Source organism: Streptomyces bohaiensis (assembly GCF_012033785.1).
Taxonomy (GTDB): domain Bacteria; phylum Actinomycetota; class Actinomycetes; order Streptomycetales; family Streptomycetaceae; genus Streptomyces; species Streptomyces bohaiensis.
Genome location: NZ_JAAVJC010000008.1, coordinates 33597 through 51945 on the forward strand (window position 1 = coordinate 33597; position 18349 = coordinate 51945).

The window sequence follows — 18349 nt, forward strand, 5'->3', positions numbered from 1 at the left end:
GCCGAGAGAGGAGACGGTGGTGACGACGACCGACGGCACACCAGGCTGGTTCCCCTGCGGGCCGCCGCGCCCGGCGCCGGGCGTTCGGCTGTTCTGCCTCCCCTACGCCGGGGGCGGTGCCTCCGCCTACCGGGACTGGCCGGAGGTGTTCGGCCCGGAGATCGACGTCGTGCCGCTCCAGCCGCCGGGGCGCGGGGAGCGCCGTGACCAACCCCCGCACCGGGACATGGCGGAGCTGGTCTCGGATGCCGCCGAGGCCCTCGTGCCGTGGCTGGACGGTGCGCCCTACGCGCTGTTCGGGCACAGCATGGGCGCGCTCGTCGCCTACGAACTCGCCTGCCACCTGCGGGAACGGGGGACCGCTGCACCCGAGCAGCTCATCGTCTCCTCGCACCGCGCGCCGCAGGCCCGCTGGCCCGGCTACACGGACGACGCCGTCTCGGAGGAGCAGGCGGAGGAGATGCTGCGGCTGTTCGCCGCCCCGTCGCCGCAGACGCCCCGTCCGGTCGGGCCGGTCCGCCCGCTGCTGCTCAGCGATCTGACGCTCTGCGCGCGCTACCGCCACCGCGCGCGTGACCCGCTGGCGATGCCGCTCACGGCGCTCGGCGGGGCCGACGACCCCCTGGTGCCGCCCGCCACACTGGCGGCGTGGCGGGTCCACACCACCGGGCCGTTCCACCGGCGGCTGCTGCCCGGCGGGCACTTCCCGCTCCGGGACCGGCGTGTGACCGTCCGCGATCTCCTGCGGCCGGCACGGCCGGGCCCGCACGCGGACCGGCCGCCGGGCGAGCCCCGGCCCGCCACCGCCGCCGGCCGTGCGCGCGACCCCCACCGACACCACGCCGCCCGGGGGACCCGGGCGGCCGAGGAACACGACAGGGCAGGAGGAGAGGGATGACCGCCGCAGTACTGAGTGGGCTCGGGGGGTGGCTGCCGCCGCGCGTCGTCACCAACGAGGAGGTGGGACGGGAACTCGGTGTCACCGACGAGTGGATCCGCCGGCGGACGGGCATCGGGCAGCGCCACGTGTGCGACCCCGGCACGTCCACCTCCGACCTGGCGGTCCGGGCCGGTGCGCGCGCCCTGGCGTCGGCGGGCGTCGTCGCCACGGATGCCGTCGTCCTGGCGACCGCCACCCCCGACCACCAGATCCCGGGCACCGCGCCCGCGGTCGCCGCCCGCCTGGGCATGACGGGCGCCATCGCCTTCGACGTCAACGCCGTGTGCACCGGGTTCGTCTATGCCCTCGCCACCGGCGCCGCGCTGGTGCGCGGCGGGCTCGCGGAGACCGTCCTGGTGATCGGCGCCGACACCTTCTCCACCGTCCTGGACCCGGCGGACCCCGTGGTCCGGCCGCTCTTCGGCGACGGCGCCGGGGCGGTCGTGCTGCGGGCGGGCACCCCGGAGGAGCCGGGTGCGCTCAACGCCTTCGACCTCGGCAGCGACGGTCGGTACGAGGACTTCATCATCGTGCCCTCGGGGGGCTCGCGCCAGCGGTCCGGCGGGCGTCCCACCGACCCCGCCGGCTCCTACATGACGATGCGGGGCCGGGAGGTCTTCCGCGCCGCCGTCAGCCGGATGGCGGAGTCCTCCCGCACGGTGCTCGCGGAGGCCGGCCGAGACGTGGCGAGCGTGGACCGCATCGTCGGCCACCAGGCCAACATCCGCATCCTGCGGGCAGTGGCCGACCGTCTGGACCTGCCCGAGGACCGGTTGGTCAGCAACATCGACCGCGTCGGCAACACCTCGGCGGCCTCCATTCCGCTCGCGCTGGCCGACGGCCTCGCCGACGGCGGCGTGAAGGAGGGCGCCGCTGTGCTCCTCACCGCCTTCGGCGCAGGGCTGACGTGGGGCTCGACCGTCCTGGAGTGGCCCGAGATCCTGTTGAACGAGGGAGAGATGACACCGTGAGCACGAACCTGGAACGCGTCCGGAAGGTTCTCGCCGGGCACTGCGAGCTGCCCCCGCAGGGCATCGACGCACAGACGTCGCTCGTGGCGCTGGACCTGGACTCACTCACCATGATGGAGATCGGTTTCGGGCTGGAGCGGGAGTTCCGCACCAGCGTCGACGACGACGCCCTCTCCGAGGTCGCCACCGTCGGCGACCTGGTCCGGATCGTCGAGTCCTGCCCCTCGCCCGGTTGAGCCCGGGCCGGCGTGCCCGCGGCCCGCGCGCCCCGACGACACCCGCCGTCCCCGGTCACGGGCCGGGAGCGGCGGGTACGCACACCGCGGTGGCGACCAGCCGTCCGAGCAGCGCCCAGCGGCCGTCGAGCACGGTCGGGCCGTTCGCCTCCCCGGGCGCACCCCGCAGCCGTGCCCGGAACGCGCCCTGCGCGCCACCGTCCGAAGGCTGCCCCAGTGCGACCTCCGCGTCCCCGAATCCCAGGTGGCGGCGGGTCAGGGGGAACCACGCCTTGTAGACCGATTCCTTCGCGGAGAAGAGCACCTTGTCCCAGGGCACCAGCGGAGCGTGCGTCAGCAGCTCCCGCACCGAGTGCAGTTCCCGGTCACCGGAGCAGACCCGCTCCAGCACGCCGGGCCGCAGCCGCACGGCAGGCTCGGCGTCGACACCGACGGCCAGCAGATCACGCTGCCGTGCCACGGCCGCGCCCCGGTATCCCGCACAGTGCGTCAGGCTGCCCACCACCCCGGGCGGCCAGCCGGGGGCGCCCCGTGCGCCGGGCAGGATCACGGCCGGCGGCAGCCCGAGCCCTCCGAGGGCGGCGCGGGCACAGGCCCGCGCCGCGGCGAACTCGCCCGCCCGCCGCCCCGGGAACCGCGTGACGAGCGCTGCCTCTTCGGGCGGAAGGGCGGCCAGGTGCCCGGTGTCGCGCGCGTCGTCGGTCTCGGCGGTGCGGCAGACAGCGGGCACGACCCGGGCCAGCAGCCCCTCAGGTGTGCGCACGGGCGGCTGCGAACGGTGCGGGGACCCCCTCCGCGATGTCCTGGGCGAGCGAGACCAGCCGGTCGACCTCCGCGGGACTCGCCCATTCCGGCCAGCTCAACCGCAGCCGGTACGGGGCCGTGGCGCTCGCGTGGCCCGGCGCGGCGCGGACGACGATGTCCGCGGAGCCCAGCCCCCGCACCTGCGGTTCGTCGTCCGCGGGGCATATCCCCAGCACCGCCCGGCCCTCGTGCAACGCCCTGCGGTGCTCCTCGCGGTCGTGGCGGGCGATCCGCACCGTGGTGCGGAACAGCTGCTCGGCCAGTGCGGCGCCGAAGTCCTCCACGAAGGTGCCGATCCCGCTGTCCGCGTGCGGCACATGACTCAGCACCAGGGGCAGCCGGCTGCCCGCCCGGCGCCGGGTGGCGTCGGTCGTCTCGTCCAGGGCCCGGACGGCCGCTCGCGCGCCCCGGAGGAACTCGCGCCCCGCCGGGGTCAGCCACACCGTGCGGTTGGTGCGGCGCAGCAACGGCGTGGCCACGTCCTTCTCCAGCCGAACGATCTGCTGGCTGAGCGCGGGCTGGCTGATGTGCAGCCGCTGGGCGGCACGACCGAAGTGCAGTTCCTCCGCGAGGCAGATGAAGGAGCGCAGGCGGCTGAGGCCGAGGTCGGCCGACGGCTGCTTCACGGCGTGCCCGGGTGTTGCCTCTCGTACAGCGTCGGTGATCGACATTTCGTTCCCCCACGAGTGGTGATGAACGCCCCTGACCTGCGGCGGGCGAGAGCCGGACGAGAACCGGGATCAGCTGTCGGAGCGGTCGGGTTCCGTGTCGATCCATCGGTACGGGTGGCTCGTGGACGCGCCGGTCGGGCCCGAGACGCCGTGCTGCGGTCTGAGTTGGTGGAAGCTCTCCGGAGCGGCCGGGTCGTCGCTCGGGGACGGTGGCTGTGCGGTGGGCGAGGAACGCCCGGTCGGGCTCGGCACCGGCAGCGCCATCCCTACTATGCGAACGTTCGTGCGCATAGTAGGGTTCGCGATTCCCGGCGTCAAGGAGTGGCTGGTCGCGTGCGGGTCGGTGCGCCCTCGGGTGGTCCGGGCGCTCCGAAGAGGGAGCCTAGCGGCGGCTGTCCGGAGCCGGGGAGTGAACGGTGGGCCGCCTGAGGGGGAAGGGGATATTCCGTCGTTCCGGAATGTGAGGCCGCCCGCGGCGAATGTCCCGTCGGGTGTCGACGAGAAAGGACAAGGGCAATGGCGGAAGGTTGGCGACTGGAGGTCGATCGGTCGCGGTGTGTCGGCTCCACCATCTGCATCTCCACTGCTCCCGGCGTTTTCCTGCTGCGGGAGGACGGCCAGTCGCGCGCGGTGCGCGCCGAGGTGGCGCCGGACGCGCGGATTCTCCGGGCCGCGGAACTCTGTCCGGTGGAGGCGATATCGGTCATCGACGGTGCGAGCGGTGAGCTCATCGCCCCGGGGGATGACTGAGAAGCGCCCCCTGCCCGGTCGGTTGACGGGGTGGGGCGATGCGCACCAATAAGTGCGAACGATCGTGCTACTATCACGCGTCGTGATGCGGCTCCAGAAGGGCAGGACGATGGATCCGACCGTAGCAGTGAGCGCGGCCCTGAATGTCACGGCGAAGGTCGCCCCGGGGCTCGCCGGCAGGGGCGCGTTCGCGCTCTTCCGCCGCCCCATCGGCAAGGCCCGGGTCCGCCCCGTCGACGCTCCGCTGGTCGAGCGCGCCGACCGCGGTCGGTTGACCGTGGCGGGCAAGGGCGTGGAGACCTACCGGTGGGGGGACGGCCCCCGGCCGGTTCTCCTCGTCCACGGCTGGGGGTCGCGCGGGATGCGCTTCGGCGCGCTGATCGCCGAGCTCCAGGAGCGCGGACACAGCGTCGTCACTTTCGACGCACCCGGGCACGGCGAGTCCGGCGGCACGAGCACCACCATCCTCGAGTACGTCGACATCATCCGCGAACTCCAGCTGGAGCACGGCGTCTTCGGGGCGGCGGTCGGGTACTCCTTCGGCTCGCTCGCCACCTTCCTCGCCGTACGGGAGGGCGTGAAGACCGAGGCGCTGGTGGGGATCGCGGGAGTCAGCCGCTTCGACCACCTGGTCTCCGGCTTCATCGAGGAACTCCGCCTGGACACGCGCCTGGAGGGGTACCTGCGCCGCCATGTCGAGCGCGACCTCTTCCCCGAGGAGCCCGACCTCTGGCGCCGGTTCGCCGTGCCCCGTGCCCCCGAGGAGGTGGCTGTCGAACGGATCCTGCTCGTCCACGACGAGGACGACCGCCGGGCGCGCGTCCACCAGTTCCACGAGACCGCCGAGGCCTACGGGTCGCGCGCCGACCTGCTGCTGACGCAGGGGCTCGGGCACCATCGCGTGATCACCGACCCCCAGGTGGTCACCCGCGTGGCCGACTTCGTCGACGGCGCACGTGGGCCGGGCGCAGCCGGCTGACCACGCGTCGCATGCGCCGGAACCGCCCCCGGCCCGCTTCGGCGCATGCGGCGCGAAACCGGCAACGGCCGGTGGTGATAAACAATTCGAATGACCGAGGCGGTCGTCGGCCGTGCCGCCGACGGTAGGCTCCCATGCCATGGATGCGACCGAGCTCGATTCCTACATACGCCGGAAATTCGCCGAGCACGCCGAGGTTCCCGAGGCGGAACTCTTCACCCCCGACGTCACCTTGGCCGACGTGGTCGGCAGAAGTCCGCGGATGACCAACAGCATCGACCTCATGGAGTCGTTCGCCCGCACCGCGAATTCGCTCCGCAAGGACCACGGCATACGCGTGCGCCTCCCCGCTCTTCCGCTCGACACCCCGCTGGCCAAGGTCGTCGAACTCTTCCTCGCCGAGTGCGAGCAGCAGCGAGGGGCGACCGCATGACGGCCCCCGCCCGCACCGCCGCCCGGGACGCCGGCCGCACCGGCGCGCAGCCCGCGATCATCACCGACCTCTACGCCGCGCTGACCGAGCGCGGCATGTCGCTGGTCGACGTCACCTGGGAGCAGCACCGCCTCCACGAGTCCCGCCGGTGGAGCGTCGTCGACATGCTCTCCGCCGTCGATCTCGACAGCCTCACCGCCCGCGACCGGATCCTGGTCTGGAACGCCGGCCGTGCCGAGCTGACCACCAAGCCGGGCGCCGACCGCCTCGAACGCCAGGCGGAGGCGGAGTGCCGGCGCTGGGGTTCCGTCAACCCGTCGGTCGCCGCGGTGATGGAGGCGTGCGGCACCTGGAGCCGGTACTGGAACGAGGAGGAGGCGCATCACGAGACCGTCTTCATCCAGCTGGCGCAGGCCACCGGGATGGAGCCCATCTCCGACGAGACCTTCATCCAGTTCCGCCAGGTCTTCCCCGACGACGACATGCTGCGGACCCTGGTCCTGCTCGCGATCTCCGAGATCACCGCGGCCGTCAACTACGGCCAGTGCCAGCACGTCGTCGAGGACGCCGGGCTGCGCCGCATCTTCAAGCAGGTCGCCGCCGACGAGATCCAGCACCGCAACTACTTCGTCTCGTTCGCCAAGGCCCTGGTCGACAGCGGGGAGTACCACCCCAAGGACGCCTTCGCCGTCGCCCACCTCTTCCTCCGTGAGGACGGCGAACTCCAGGGCAGCACCCGGGAGCAGCGCGAGAACCGGGGTACGCACGTCAACTGGTGGGACCACCTGGAGACCGGAGGCAGCGACTTCCGGCCCGAGGCGATCGAGAAGAAGGAGCAGCTCATCTGCGGCGCCCTCAAGAAGATCACCGGCATCGCGGTCGGCTCGCGCGACGAGGTCGAGGACACGTGGATGGACCTGCTGGACACCTGATCGCCGTCGGCCACGACCTCCAGGCGATCGACCGGCTGCGGACCGCCACCGCGCTCCGTGGCCCCGGCGTCTTTTTCACCGGCCCCGAACTCGACCGGTTCGCCGCCGCCCTCGTGCCGCTCCAGAGCGCGGCGGCCGGGTTCGCCGCCAAGGAAGCGCTGTTCAAGGCGCTGCCCGCGACGCGGCGCCCCTGGTTCTGGACGGACGCCGAACTGGTCCACGACCGCCACGGCGCGCCCCGGTTCCGCGTCCACGGGGAGCTGGCTCGGCACCTGCGCCACGAGGGCCTGACCGTCGCCGTCTCGCTCTCCCACAGCGGCGACTACGTCTCCGCGGTCGTCGTCGTGTCCGGCGGACGGCCCGCCTCCCTGCCCCACCGCTCCCGGACAGGACGGACCCCCCGACGTGTACTCCGACGCATCGCAGCTCGACCTGGCCGTACGCCCCGGTGACCTGGACGCGCTGGGGCACGTCAACCACGCCGTCGCCCTCGCCTACCTGGAGGCAGGACGGCGGCACTGGTTGGAGAGCCGCGCCCCCGTCACCGGCACCGAGGCCGTCGCTGTCGTCTCCCGCGCCGAGGTGGACTACCGGGCGGAGATCCCCTACGGACCGGTGACCGTCCGCACCGTGCTGGCCTCGCCGTCGGCGGAGGAGACGGCCGCCGGGGACATCACCTACCGCGCGGTCTTCCGTCAGCGGATCCACCGCGGCGGCCACCCCGCCCCGGCGGTCGACGCGCTGATCACCGTCGCGTTCCTCGACACCCGGCTGCGCCACCTCGTCCCCCTGCACGCGTACCTGGCGGCGGTCCACCCGGACCGGGGGCAGCGGTGACCGCGGCCCGACCGGATCAGGAGTCACCATGAGCACCACCGCCGAGCCGGTGCGGACCGTCCACCGGGTGCCGACCTCCGACGGGCAGGCGCTGCATGTCGAACAGGTCGCGCCACCGACCGCGGACGACCGCTCCCCGGGCGTCCTGCTGCTGCCCGGGCTCTTCTCCGACACACGCTTCTTCCTCGGCCCGGACGGCCGGGGCCCCGCCGCCGCGCTGCTGGCCGAGGGGCACATCTGCTACCTCGCGGCGTTCCGCGGCCACGGGCCCGGCGACCCCGGACCCGGACGCTCCGCCGACTGGAACGTCGACACCTACGTCCGCCACGACGTTCCCGACCTGCTCCGCGCGGTCGGGGCCCTGCACCCCGGCCCGCTGTTCCTGCTCGCGCACAGCATGGCTGGCTACGTGGCACTGGCGGCGCTCGCCACCCGCCCGGAGCTGCAACAGCGCCTCGCGGCGGTCGTCACCGTCGCCTCCGCGGTCAACGACTACAGCGACGGCGGAATCCGCAAGCGCGCCCACCTGACCTTCGCCGCGGCCGTCTCCCGGCTGCTGGGCAGGTTCCCCGCCCGGGCGCTTCGGCAGGGGCGTCACGACGAACCCGCCGGCCTGATGCGGCAGCTCGCCGCGTGGGCGCCCCGCGGCGCCTTCCGCAGCGCCGACGGGAACACCGACTACTGGGCACAGCTCGCGGCGGTCACCCTGCCCGTCCTGGTCGTGGTGGGCGCCGCCGACACCTTCCACGCCTCGCCCGCTCGCGCCCGCCGGCTCGCCGACCACCTGGGGGAGGCGGCGGAACTCCGCGTGCTGGGCCGGAGCACCGGCCTGGGATGGGACCCCGGGCACGTCGACATCCTCCGCGGCGCCCGTGCCGACGCCGAGGTGATGCCGCGGCTCACGGCGTGGATGCGCGCGGCCGCCTCGCGCGGCGGGGCGTGAGGCGCGTGGTCCTCGACGCCTTCGCCGACGCCCACCGCCGACCGCCGGGCACCGGCCTCCACCTCTGCGACACCTTCGACGGAACGCCGCGCTTCGTGGACCACCGGGAGTTCCCGGAACGGATCGCCGGCCACGCGGACTTCTTCCTCGACCACGGGGTCCGGGCGGGCACGCGGGTCCTCTTTCCGTTCGAGACCACCGTCGACACGATCCTCGCCTTCCTCGCCCTCATCGAGATCGGCGCCGTGCCGCTCTCCGTGCGACCGTTCGCGCTGAGCACGCCGCGGAAGTCCTACCAGGACTTCCTCGCGCGCGTCGCCCGGGAGTTCCGGGCGGAGCGGGTGCTGCGGGTACCGAGCCTCGCCCCGGTCGACCTGCCCGCGCCGCCGCTGCCGCTGCCCCCGGGCGACGTCCGCCGCCCCGGCGCCCGGCTGCGCCACCCGCACGATCAGGAACTGGCGTTCGTCCAGTTCTCGTCCGGGTCGACCGCCTTCCCCAAGGGCATCCCGGTGCGCCACGGCCCGCTGCGGGCCAACCTCGCCATGATCACGCGCACCGACGGCCGCGGCCGAGGCGACCGGGTCAGCAGCTGGCTGCCGCTCTACCACGACATGGGACTGGTGGGAGGGATGCTCTCCTGCTTCGCCGTCGGCTGCGACCTGCTGCTCGCGGACCCCGCCACGTTCCTCTTCGACGCCCGCGGCTGGTGGGAGCACATGGCCCGCGAACGGGTCATGGGCACGGTCATCCCGAACTTCGCCATCGACTACTCGCTCCGGCTCATGGCGTCGATGACGCCACAGGAGTGCGCGGCCCTCGACCTCTCCGGGATCCGGGCCGTCTACCTCGGGAGCGAGCCGGTGAACCTGGAGCACCTGCGGGCGTTCAGCGCGCTGATGGCCCCGGCCGGGCTGCGCGAGGACGCCTTCATGCCCTGCTACGGGATGGCCGAGGCGGTCCTGCTGGTCTCCGCGCGCCCGCCGGGTGCCGGCATCCGCACGGTCGCCTCGCCCGCCGGGGTCACGGCACTCTCGGTCGGGCGCCCCATGCCCGAGTTCACCGTGCGCATCCGGGACGAGCGGGGGCAGGTGCGCGGCGAGGGAGAACTGGGCGAGATAGAGATCGCCGGCGGCAGCCTGGCCGCCGGGTACTTCGACCGGGAGGCCCCGCTCGCCGCCCCCGACGGCTTCTACGCGACCGGGGACATCGGCTTCGTCGACGGCGGCGAGCTCTTCGTCACCGGCCGCGACAGCGACCGCATCAAGGTGAACGGCCAGAGCCTCTTCGCTGTCGACTTCGAACAGACGCTGGAACGCCTGCCGTTCGTCCGCTCCGGCCGTTCCGTCGTCGCCCAGCGGGACGGCCGTGTGCTGGTGCTGCTGGAGGCGGACCGCACGGCCCGGCAGGACCCGGACGGCACCGCTGAACGCGTCGTGGCCCAGGTGGTCCGGACGCTGGGCGTCGCGGTCGCACCCGAGGACGTCCATCTGCTGCGCGCCGGACAACTGCCCCGCACCAGCAGCGGCAAGCTCCGCCGCCGCGACGCCGTCCAGGCGCACCTGCGCGGCGAGTTCACCCGCCCGGCCGCGGAGCGGCGGCAGAGCCCCGCATGACGTCGCGGCGGCCCGCCGCGGGGCGGGCCGCGCGTTTCCCGGCGTGTCCGGGGCGTCCCCGGGCGGGGCCCGATCCGGTGCGCCCCCGCCCGCGCGGAGCGTGCCGTCACACGGCTGTGTAGCCGCCGTCCACCATGTGGTAGCTGCCGTGCACGAAGGAGGCGCGCGGCGAGAGCATGAACGCGATCACCTCGGCGACCTCCTCCGGGGTGCCGAGCCGGCCGGCGGGGTGCAGCCCCACCAGACCCTCGTACTGGTCGCGGTCCATCTCCCGCAGCAGCGGGGTCTCGATGAAACCGGGGCCGACGACGTTGACGCGGATGTTCTTCGCCGCGTACTCGGCGGCGGCGGTGCGGGTCAGCCCGACCACGCCGTGCTTGGCGGCCACGTACGCGACGGATCCCGCCGAGGCCACGCTGCCGAGGATGGAGGCGACGTTGACGATCGCCCCGCCGGCTCCGCCGGCCTCGATCGCCGGGAGTTCGTGACGGAGGCAGTGGAACACCCCGTCGAGGTTGGTGCGGATCACCCGGTTGTAGGCGTCGATGTCGTACGCGCCGGTCGGTGTCACCGGCCCGCCGACCCCGGCGTTGTTGACGGCCAGCCGCAGTCCGCCGTAGGTGTCGGCGACGAACGCCACCGCACGGCGCACCGACTCCGGGTCGGTGACGTCCATGGTGACGGCGGCGGCCTCCCCTCCTTCGCCCCGCAGTTCGGCGGTGGCCCGTGTCGCGCCGTCGGCGTCGTAGTCGGCGACGACGACCGGGGCGCCCCCGGCAGCGAGGCGGCGGGCGGTCGCCAGACCGATGCCCGACGCGGCGCCGGTGACCAGTGCCGGCAGCCCGGCGAACTCGGTGGTGTAGTCGGGAAGGGGGGCGGTGGCGCTCATGGCGTGACTCTCTCTGCTGGGGGGTGCGGGGTCCCCGGCGTCGCGGCGGCGAGGGCCGCCTCGGCGACGAGGGCGTCGTAGGACCGCTCCACCAGAGCGGTCAGCTGGGCCACGGCCGCGGGGTGCTCGCCATGGGGCGTCTGCCGCGCCCAGAGTCGCAGCGCGGCCGTCAGGACGCCGGCGGCGGTGTCGACCACCACGGCGGGGCGGGGATCGGTGGCCGGGTCGGCGGTGAGGCGCTCGGCGACGATGGCGACGGACTCCTCCTGTGCGTCCACCCGGATGCGCTGGTAGGCGGCGAACAGCCCGGGGTCGCCGTCCACGCGGGCCAGCAGGACGCGGATCTCCGGGCGGTGGTGGGAGGCGGGGGTGTCGACATCGCCGAGCCACGCGACGACAGCGGCGCGGTAGGCCGCCAACGCGGGTTCGGCCGCGGGCCGCTCCCGCAGGAGCGCGTTGATCCGGCGGCCGTCCTCACGCACGAAGTCCAGCGCGGCCTCCGCCGTGCCGGCGAAATGGCGGCTGAAGGTCCGACGGGTGACATCGGCGCGCTCGGCGACGGCCGCGACCGTCACCGCCTCCGGGCCGTCGCGCACCATGAGCTCCAGGGCGGCGGCTGCCAGCGCCTCCCGGGTCCGGCGCGCCTTGCGTCGCCTGCCGTCCTCCCGGGGGGCGGGGATCGTCGGAACGTCGCTCTGTGCCGTCATACGACCGACGGTACACCCAGTGGTGTCTCAGTGGGACATGTGTCTCTCCGGGACAGCATCGTGGCGGCCGTCGGTCGCCCACGAGCTGCGCCGGCCCACTGCCCTTTCCGGCGGGTGGTGCCCCGTCGGGGCGCCACCCGCTGCGGGGCCTGGCGAACACGGGGCGGCCCCGCACACTCATCGCCGCACGCGCCTCACATCACCACTAACGGCTCGGACCTCCTCATCGAGATCTCCGACGGCGCCCACGACAGCTGACCCAGGGACCGTCCACTCGCCGAATGCGCTCCTGCCCCGTGTCGGGTAGGTGCGCATTCGGCTCCCTCGGGCGTGCGGTGCTCGCTGCCTCGGGCACCGCACGCCCGATGGTGCAGCGTGGGCGCCGGGGTGACGACACCCCTGGAACGCCACGGACGCGCCTGCCGGCGGGCCGCTGTCCGGGCTGCTGCCTGACGGCCGGCTCCGGCCCGCACCGCGGCGGCAGGCGGTGGCCTGCGATTCTCTCCACGCTGCTGGAGGTCATCCAGTGGTGTTGGTGGGACCAGGGCCACCCGCGATGCCCGACCGGGGCCACCGGCGCCTGTCGGCGCTCCAACGGCGCCCCAACGGAACCGTCCTGGTGGCGGCCGGGGCGCGCCGGGGTCCCGAGGCGGCTTGGCCAGCAGACCTGATCCGGCCCGTGACGGGCGGCAACGCCAAGGACTGCACCCGGTTCACCGCCGTGATGGAGGCGATCCGGGTACCTCGGACCGGTCAGGGGCACCCACGAGTCCGACACGATCACGTCCGGGCGACAAGAGCTACAGCTCGAAGGCGATCCGAACCTGGCTCCGCCGCAAGGGCATCGCACACAGGATTCCTGAGCAGGCCGACCAGGTCCGCAACCCGGCCCGACGAGGCAGGCGCGGAGGCCGCCCGTCGGTCTTCGACCGCGAAACCGTGGACCGGCGCTTCGAGCGCCTGAAGCGGTGGCGTGGCATCGCGACCCGGTACGACAAGACCGCCGAGCCCTGCGAGGCGGCCGGCGCCCTCGCATCACTCCTGATGGGGGCCTGACATGTGACGACAGAACCTAGCGGGCTCGGTGTGACAGGGGCCCGGGCCAGAGGTACTCGGCCGCTGGTACCTCGCTTCCGCGGACCCATGCGTCGAAGAAGCCCGCCAGGTCCTGGCCGGCTTCCTCGCTCGCCATCGCCTCGAACTCGTCCCAGGTGCGGACGCTGTGTGCGTTCTCCGAAGGCCAGCGCTTCAAAAGGCCGAGGAAGGCGTCCTCGCCGATGTGGTGCGACAACGCATGCATCATGAATGGGGACTTCGTGTACATCGATGCCCCGGACTCGATGGTCTCCCGCCACCACTGCGGATCGTCCTGATGCTGACGGATGCCTTCGCGGTAGCGGTCGTCGAGGTCGACCCCCGCATCGGCCTCCGCCCACATCCACTCCGCGTAGACGGCGAAGCACTCGCCGACGCAGCCGCTCGCCGGCCCGTCGCCGGTGACGGAGACTCCGAACCACTGGTGGGACAGCTCGTGCAGGAGCACGCTCTCGTCCGCCCAGGCAGGGGCGGGGAGGATGACCCGCCCCTGGGGTGCGTAGAACGGGGTGTCCTCGCTGAGCGCCTCCACGTAGATCCCGCCGAAAGTGTCGAACGGATAGGGCCCGAACCTCTCCGCCAGGAAGTCGAGCATGCGTGGAGCCTGATCGGCCAGGGGCTTCATGGCCTCCTTCTGACCCGCGCCGTACACGTTGGTCACGGGGGTGCCGTCGCTCAGCCGATCGTCCTCCGTCTCCCATGGCCCCATCCCGAGCACCGCGCTCTGCGGTGACAGCTCGTGCGACGTCCGCCACTGGAAGACCGAGGAGTTCTCGGTGCCCGCGATCCGGCTCCCCGTGCCGTTGGAGACGACGGTCCAGTCCGCGGGCACTTCGGCTGTCACCGTCAGGTCGGCCCGGTCGCGCGGCACGTTGTGCACGGGGAACCAGGTGCCGGTAGCGCCGTTGGTCACTGTCACCGACCCGCCGTCCGTCGTCGGTACCCAGGCGGGGATCTCACCCGGTAGCCCTTCGTACGCGATCTCCATGACGAACTCGTCGCCGGCGGCGATCGGTCGCGCCAGGGCGATGCTCAGGACGCCGTCACTCTGCCCGAACGAAGTGATGCCGTCGCCGTCGACCGCGACCTCCGTCGCGGGCACCTGCAGCGCCAGGTCCACCGTGTCCAGAGCACTGCCCGCAGTCGCCGTGATGATCGTCTCGCCTCGCAGCACCCCGGACTCGGGCGCGTAGACGATGTCTATCTCGTACATGCTCACGTCGTACGGGAGGGAGACCGCTGTGGTCCGGGGTTCAGCAGCTGCCTGCGGAACCGCGAGAAGCAGAGCGAGGGGCAGGGCAACGCCGGCGCTGATACGGCGCGCAGGTTTGTGCTTCATCAGGGGGTCCTTCATCGACGGTCGGCGACTCCACGGCCCCTGCTGGACTGGCAGGAAACAGCCACGCTAACGACGAGTCGGAGCCGAGGGGACGAGAATTCCGGACAGCTGCCGTCCGTGGTCCCATCACGGGCGCCGGCCCCCTCGCCGAGGGGCCCTCGACCGGCATGGAGAGGTCTCGCGGCGGCCGGCCGAAGTACCCAGCGGGGACCAGGACGGGGCAGCGGGTGGGCGCACCCTCGGCCGGGGCCCACGGTGCCCCCGGGGAGCGGACGGAGGCGTGGCGGGAGCGGGGTAGCAGCATGGAGGTGGAGGTGCCGCCCTGGAACTCGTGTGCCGGGGCGCTGTGGCGTAGCCGGTGGAGTGTCCAGCCGTCCAGGTCCTCGATGTTGTCGGGAGAGGCGAGCGGGTTGGCCGGCAGTCGGGTGTTCCTCTCGAAGATCTCCTCGGCCCGGCGGCATGCTGCTGCGCGGGCTACCGAGGCGGCGGACCGCTTGCAGACCATGCTCCGCTACGGCTGGGAGGCCAACGACGACCAGATGCGTGCCTGTGTCGAGCAGTGCGTGCGGGAGGCCGGAGGGGACCGGCTCAACGCGGGAGCACGGCCCGGACTTGTCGAAGACGTTACGCGGCGCTCCGTCACGCGCCGCGGCCACTGGTGGGTACGGCGGCCGGCTATCGAGGAAGTCGTGACTGTCACTGCTGTGGAGCCCGAGGCGGAAGTCTTCCCAGCCGTCGACGTGTACGACCGCCTCACCTGTCCGATGACGATCGTGCTGGCCGAGATGGTATTCACGCCTCGCGGCGCGACGAAGCGCGTGCCGTCGTCGATGCCGCCCCCTGGCTGCCGACGGCTGATCGACATCAGCTCGAACCACAGCGTCCCCATGCCCCGGCCTGCTGACCTCGCTGCGATCATTCGCTGTCTGGTGCGAGACCGAGCTGCGGCATCGGTCGGGAACGTCGAGTGATCCTCACCCCACCACTACAAGGAGCTGCTGTGCACCATTCTGATGCCCTGCCGGCTGCCAGGGAGATCTCCGTGGCGGACAAGGGTGCCGGGCCTTACGGCATCGCGACCGGACCTGATGGTGCGCTATGGCTCACCTTCGCGCACAGTGGTCGCATCGCGCGTCTCACCCTCGATGGCGAACTCAGCGCATACCCGTTGGACTCGTCTGAGTGTCGCCCTACGGTCATTACTCCCGGGCCCGACGGAGCATTGTGGTTCACCCGATCCCAGGACCACCGGATCGGCCGGGTCACAGCCGACGGTGAATCGGAGTCCTTCCCCGTACCGACGCCGGGCAGCGGACCCTTCGGTATCACTGCCGGCCCGGACGGTGCGGTGTGGTTCACGGAGATGAACACCGACCGTATCGGCCGCATCACCTGCAAGGGAGAGATCACCGAGTTCGTCCTTCCCCATGCGGGCGCCTTTCCCGCGGCAATCACCGCAGGCCCTGATGAGGCCCTGTGGTTCACCCTCAACCAGGCGAACGCAATCGGACGCATCACTGTCCACGGGGACATCGTGGTCCACCCACTTCCCACCCCCGGCGCTGCGCCCGTGGGCATCACGAGTGACGGCGCCGCCCTGTGGTTCGTCGAGATCGCAGCGGGTCAGATCGGCAGGATCTCGGTGGATGGCGGGATCAAGGAGTTCCCGCTCCCTGACCGCACGGCCAAACCCCACGCCATCGTCGCGGCGTCCACCGGGGAGTGCTGGTTCACCGAATGGGGAGCCAACCGCATTGGCCACATCACCGATAGCGGCGAGATCACCGAGTACAGCCTGCCGTCACCGTCGTCCGAGCCCCACGGCATCACCATAGGGTCCGACGGCGCTCTGTGGGTGGCGCTTGAGACGGGAGGGGTCGCGCGGTTGGAACCGTAGCTCGGGACGGAGAACCGCCCGGTTCAGCCATGTGTCGGTCTCGCGTCACGCCAGACGCGGCGCGGCTCGCTACGTGCTGTGCCTGCGCAGGTTCATGCTCTCTCCACGGTGGAGCGCAAGGCGCTGCCCGTCTGGGTCCGAGGGTTGGGAACGGTCGCCGCGGTGAGGTCGAGGCGGTGCAGTTGATCAGCGGGGAGTGGATGGCCGGCGACTCCTTCTCCACGTGCCAGTGGACGAGCACCTTGCGGCCGCCGTAGCGCGAGTGCCACTCGGTGAACAGGTTCTGGCCGAAGGCGCGCACATGGGTGGAGTCGGAGGCGAACGCGATCGAGCCCTGGCCCCACAACTCGACGCTGCGGGCGAACCGGGTGACCTCACCTGTCAGATGGTCGTCGAAGCCGGCGATCATCTCCGGCTCGGCGATCCGTCGCATCGTCAGGCCTGGCAGGTGGGCGCCGGGGCAGCTCATGTCCCTCGCAACCGCAAGCGTCGGGGCTCCGATCGAAGCCGGCTGGTCGAACGACCAGCAGTGTCCCGTGCTTGGTCCGGAGTTTCGCGGACAGCGCGCGGAGCTTGGGCTCGGCGTCGGGCAGGGGCTTGTCGAACGCCTTCTGCCCGGCCTCGCCCACGGCGCCGATCGCCACTTTCACACGACGAAGAACCTCCCGACCTGTGAAGAGTCAGCGGTCATGCCTCCGAGCAGCCGTTGGTCGGCGCCTTTCGGCCCGGTGACACCACCCCCGGGTCATGCCCCGTTGCGGGGCCACCGGAAAGATCATGGGGGCCGAACGAACGGCGACCGGAAACCGCTCATCGCCGCCGTCGTCCCGCCGTCCCGGCCCCGTACCGGCGACGGGTGCGCCCGGCCTGCCGACCCCACCCGGCCCCCGCGCACGCTCCGTGCGCGCCGTTTTCGGCCACCTGGCGCCGTCGCAGCGCGAGTTCCGGAACTCCATGCACTGGACGCGGGACCTTCACGACTCCTACGCTCCCACCGGGTTCGAGAGCGCTCCCGGCCTTCGCTGTTCCACCCCACTGAGGGAACAAAAGAAGGGCACTCCCCATGTCTCGCAGCACCTCACGTGCCAGGCTGACGCGCCGTTCGGTCGGCGCCGGCCTCTCCACGCTGCTCCTTGCCGCCGGTCTGGCCACCCTCGGCACCTCCACCACCGCTGCGGCGGCGGAGGACGCCGCGTCCCCCGGCCTCCTGGCCGCCATGCAGACCGACCTCGGCCTGACCGAGGACCAGGCGCTGACGCGTCTCGCCCAGGAAGCGGACGCCACCGAGATGGCCCCGCTCGCGGAGAAGGCGGCCGGGGACACCTTCGCCGGCAGCTGGTTCGACCCGGAGTCGGGTGGGCTGACCGTCGCCGTCACCGATGCCGACGTCGTCGCGGCGGTGGAGCGCACCGGTGCCACCACCGAGATCGTCGCGCACACCGCCGAGGAACTCGACGCGGTCAAGGCGGAGATCGACGCGCTGACCGACGAGGCCCCGACCGGGGTTGCCGGCTGGGGCGTCGACATCGCCACCAACCAGGTCGTGGTCCAGGTCGTCGAGGAGAACGCCGACGACCCCGCCGTCCAGGAGTTCCTGACCGCGGCCGGTGCGACCGGACCGGTCTCCGTCTCCACCCTCGCCGAGCCCATCACCACCGACGCGGCGGGCATTGTCGGGGGCGACCCGTTCTACGTCGGCAACTCCCGCTGCTCCATAGGCTTCTCGGTCCGCGGCGGCTTCGTCACCGCCGGGCACTGCGGCACCACCGGCAACGCCGTCCGCGGCTGGGACAACACCCACATCGGCCACGTCCAGGGCCGCGTCTGGCCCGGCAGCGACATGGCCTGGGTGAACGTCGGCAGCGGCTGGTGGACCGAGCCGGTCGTCCTCGGCTGGGGCTCCATCTCCGACCGGCTGGTCCGCGGCTCCAACGCCGTCCCCGTCGGCTCCTCGATCTGCCGCTCCGGGTCCACCACCGGCTGGCGCTGCGGCACGCTGACGGCGGTCAACCAGACCGTCCAGTACTCCAGCGGCCAGGTCGCCAACGGCATGTCGTTCACCAACGCCTGCAGCGCGGGCGGTGACTCCGGCGGCTCCGTCATCGCCGGCGACCAGGCGCAGGGCGTGCACTCCGGCGGCAGCGGCAGCTGCGGCTCCTCCAGCATGACCGTCTTCCAGCCGATCAACCCGATCCTCCAGCGCTACAACCTGACGCTGCACACCGTGTGACCCACCTCGGCACCCCGCCCGCCCCCGGGCGTGTGCGGTGCCGAGACCGCGCCGGCCCGGCCCCCCGCGCGGGGGACCGGGGC

At 72.6% G+C, this 18349-nt stretch carries 20 protein-coding genes and 2 pseudogenes; 15 read left to right on the forward strand and 7 right to left on the reverse strand.

The annotated features are described in order from the left end of the window. Positions 1 to 19 precede the first annotated feature (19 nt). Genes HCN52_RS02340 through HCN52_RS02350 form a run of 3 tightly spaced genes read left to right on the forward strand, consistent with a single transcriptional unit; the run spans position 20 to position 2147 of the window. Positions 20 to 898, forward strand: coding sequence for a thioesterase II family protein (locus HCN52_RS02340; protein WP_168086641.1), 879 nt, complete (start codon positions 20 to 22; stop codon positions 896 to 898). After that, complete coding sequence (locus HCN52_RS02345) at positions 895 to 1911, forward strand: beta-ketoacyl-ACP synthase III (protein WP_168086642.1); 1017 nt, start codon at positions 895 to 897, stop codon at positions 1909 to 1911. The genes HCN52_RS02340 and HCN52_RS02345 overlap by 4 nt, the downstream gene beginning before the upstream one ends. Then, on the forward strand, positions 1908 to 2147 hold the full coding sequence (locus HCN52_RS02350) for an acyl carrier protein (protein ID WP_168086643.1): 240 nt from the start codon (positions 1908 to 1910) through the stop codon (positions 2145 to 2147). The genes HCN52_RS02345 and HCN52_RS02350 overlap by 4 nt, the downstream gene beginning before the upstream one ends. Positions 2148 to 2202: 55 nt before the next feature. On the opposite strand, the gene HCN52_RS02355 is transcribed toward HCN52_RS02350, so the two are convergent. Together HCN52_RS02355 and HCN52_RS02360 are read right to left on the reverse strand one after the other, a co-directional pair. Next, complete coding sequence (locus HCN52_RS02355) at positions 2203 to 2910, reverse strand: 4'-phosphopantetheinyl transferase family protein (RefSeq protein WP_312876493.1); 708 nt, start codon at positions 2908 to 2910, stop codon at positions 2203 to 2205. After that, on the reverse strand, positions 2897 to 3622 hold the full coding sequence (locus tag HCN52_RS02360; RefSeq protein ID WP_168086644.1) for a LysR family transcriptional regulator: 726 nt from the start codon (positions 3620 to 3622) through the stop codon (positions 2897 to 2899). Before HCN52_RS02360 ends, HCN52_RS02355 begins: the two co-directional genes overlap by 14 nt. 516 nt (positions 3623 to 4138) lie before the next feature. Between HCN52_RS02360 and HCN52_RS02365 the strand changes: the two genes are divergently transcribed. The 8 genes from HCN52_RS02365 (at position 4139) to HCN52_RS02400 (ending at position 10109) form a co-directional block, all read left to right on the forward strand. Further along, positions 4139 to 4372 (forward strand): ferredoxin, encoded by a 234-nt coding sequence (locus HCN52_RS02365; protein WP_168086645.1) that lies wholly within the window; start codon positions 4139 to 4141, stop codon positions 4370 to 4372. A gap of 85 nt (positions 4373 to 4457) precedes the next feature. Beyond that, entirely contained in the window at positions 4458 to 5351 is an 894-nt protein-coding gene (locus tag HCN52_RS02370) for an alpha/beta fold hydrolase (protein ID WP_245174819.1), read from the forward strand. A 139-nt stretch (positions 5352 to 5490) separates the two neighbouring features. Next, positions 5491 to 5784 carry a hypothetical protein gene (locus HCN52_RS02375; protein ID WP_168086646.1) on the forward strand — a complete coding sequence of 98 codons (294 nt, stop codon included), beginning with the start codon at positions 5491 to 5493 and terminating at the stop codon, positions 5782 to 5784. Beyond that, positions 5781 to 6716 carry an acyl-ACP desaturase gene (locus tag HCN52_RS02380; protein ID WP_168086647.1) on the forward strand — a complete coding sequence of 312 codons (936 nt, stop codon included), beginning with the start codon at positions 5781 to 5783 and terminating at the stop codon, positions 6714 to 6716. The genes HCN52_RS02375 and HCN52_RS02380 overlap by 4 nt, the downstream gene beginning before the upstream one ends. Next, complete coding sequence (locus HCN52_RS02385; RefSeq protein ID WP_168086648.1) at positions 6692 to 7168, forward strand: 4'-phosphopantetheinyl transferase superfamily protein; 477 nt, start codon at positions 6692 to 6694, stop codon at positions 7166 to 7168. The genes HCN52_RS02380 and HCN52_RS02385 overlap by 25 nt, the downstream gene beginning before the upstream one ends. Next, positions 7122 to 7553 (forward strand): acyl-CoA thioesterase, encoded by a 432-nt coding sequence (locus HCN52_RS02390; RefSeq protein WP_168086649.1) that lies wholly within the window; start codon positions 7122 to 7124, stop codon positions 7551 to 7553. Before HCN52_RS02385 ends, HCN52_RS02390 begins: the two co-directional genes overlap by 47 nt. 28 nt (positions 7554 to 7581) lie before the next feature. Continuing rightward, a complete protein-coding gene (locus HCN52_RS02395; protein ID WP_168086650.1) occupies positions 7582 to 8496 on the forward strand; it encodes an alpha/beta fold hydrolase in 915 nt (304 codons plus the stop codon). Beyond that, positions 8493 to 10109, forward strand: a complete 1617-nt coding sequence (locus HCN52_RS02400; protein WP_312876494.1) for an AMP-binding protein — start codon at positions 8493 to 8495, stop codon at positions 10107 to 10109. The genes HCN52_RS02395 and HCN52_RS02400 overlap by 4 nt, the downstream gene beginning before the upstream one ends. A 106-nt stretch (positions 10110 to 10215) precedes the next feature. Here HCN52_RS02400 and HCN52_RS02405 read toward each other — a convergent pair whose 3' ends face one another. Beyond that, complete coding sequence (locus HCN52_RS02405) at positions 10216 to 10998, reverse strand: SDR family NAD(P)-dependent oxidoreductase (RefSeq protein ID WP_168086652.1); 783 nt, start codon at positions 10996 to 10998, stop codon at positions 10216 to 10218. Further along, positions 10995 to 11705, reverse strand: a complete 711-nt coding sequence (locus HCN52_RS02410; protein ID WP_168086653.1) for a TetR/AcrR family transcriptional regulator — start codon at positions 11703 to 11705, stop codon at positions 10995 to 10997. The genes HCN52_RS02405 and HCN52_RS02410 overlap by 4 nt, the downstream gene beginning before the upstream one ends. A gap of 654 nt (positions 11706 to 12359) precedes the next feature. Here HCN52_RS02410 and HCN52_RS26320 point away from each other — a divergent pair. Further along, positions 12360 to 12761: a transposase gene (locus HCN52_RS26320; RefSeq protein ID WP_168086654.1), complete on the forward strand. Its 402-nt coding sequence runs from the start codon at positions 12360 to 12362 to the stop codon at positions 12759 to 12761. Positions 12762 to 12777: 16 nt separating this feature from the next. On the opposite strand, the gene HCN52_RS02420 is transcribed toward HCN52_RS26320, so the two are convergent. Then, positions 12778 to 14013, reverse strand: coding sequence for a M1 family aminopeptidase (locus tag HCN52_RS02420; protein WP_168086655.1), 1236 nt, complete (start codon positions 14011 to 14013; stop codon positions 12778 to 12780). A gap of 569 nt (positions 14014 to 14582) precedes the next feature. On the opposite strand from HCN52_RS02420, the pseudogene HCN52_RS02425 reads away from it, so the two are divergent. Together HCN52_RS02425 and HCN52_RS02430 are read left to right on the forward strand one after the other, a co-directional pair. Continuing rightward, positions 14583 to 15110 (forward strand): annotated as a pseudogene (locus HCN52_RS02425) (alpha/beta fold hydrolase); the annotation flags it as partial. Positions 15111 to 15139: 29 nt separating this feature from the next. Beyond that, entirely contained in the window at positions 15140 to 16036 is an 897-nt protein-coding gene (locus HCN52_RS02430; RefSeq protein WP_312876495.1) for a Vgb family protein, read from the forward strand. Here HCN52_RS02430 and HCN52_RS26325 read toward each other — a convergent pair. Further along, positions 15966 to 16469 carry a Tn3 family transposase gene (locus HCN52_RS26325; RefSeq protein ID WP_376767078.1) on the reverse strand — a complete coding sequence of 168 codons (504 nt, stop codon included), beginning with the start codon at positions 16467 to 16469 and terminating at the stop codon, positions 15966 to 15968. The two genes, HCN52_RS02430 and HCN52_RS26325, sit on opposite strands and share 71 nt — an antisense overlap. Further along, positions 16452 to 16656 (reverse strand): annotated as a pseudogene (locus tag HCN52_RS25135) (IS110 family transposase); the annotation flags it as partial. The pseudogene HCN52_RS25135 and the gene HCN52_RS26325, both read right to left, overlap by 18 nt. A gap of 443 nt (positions 16657 to 17099) precedes the next feature. On the opposite strand from HCN52_RS25135, the gene HCN52_RS02440 reads away from it, so the two are divergent. Beyond that, the gene (locus tag HCN52_RS02440; protein ID WP_168086656.1) at positions 17100 to 18266 is read left to right on the forward strand and encodes a S1 family peptidase; all 1167 of its coding nucleotides are present in this window, start codon (positions 17100 to 17102) and stop codon (positions 18264 to 18266) included. Positions 18267 to 18349 lie beyond the last annotated feature (83 nt).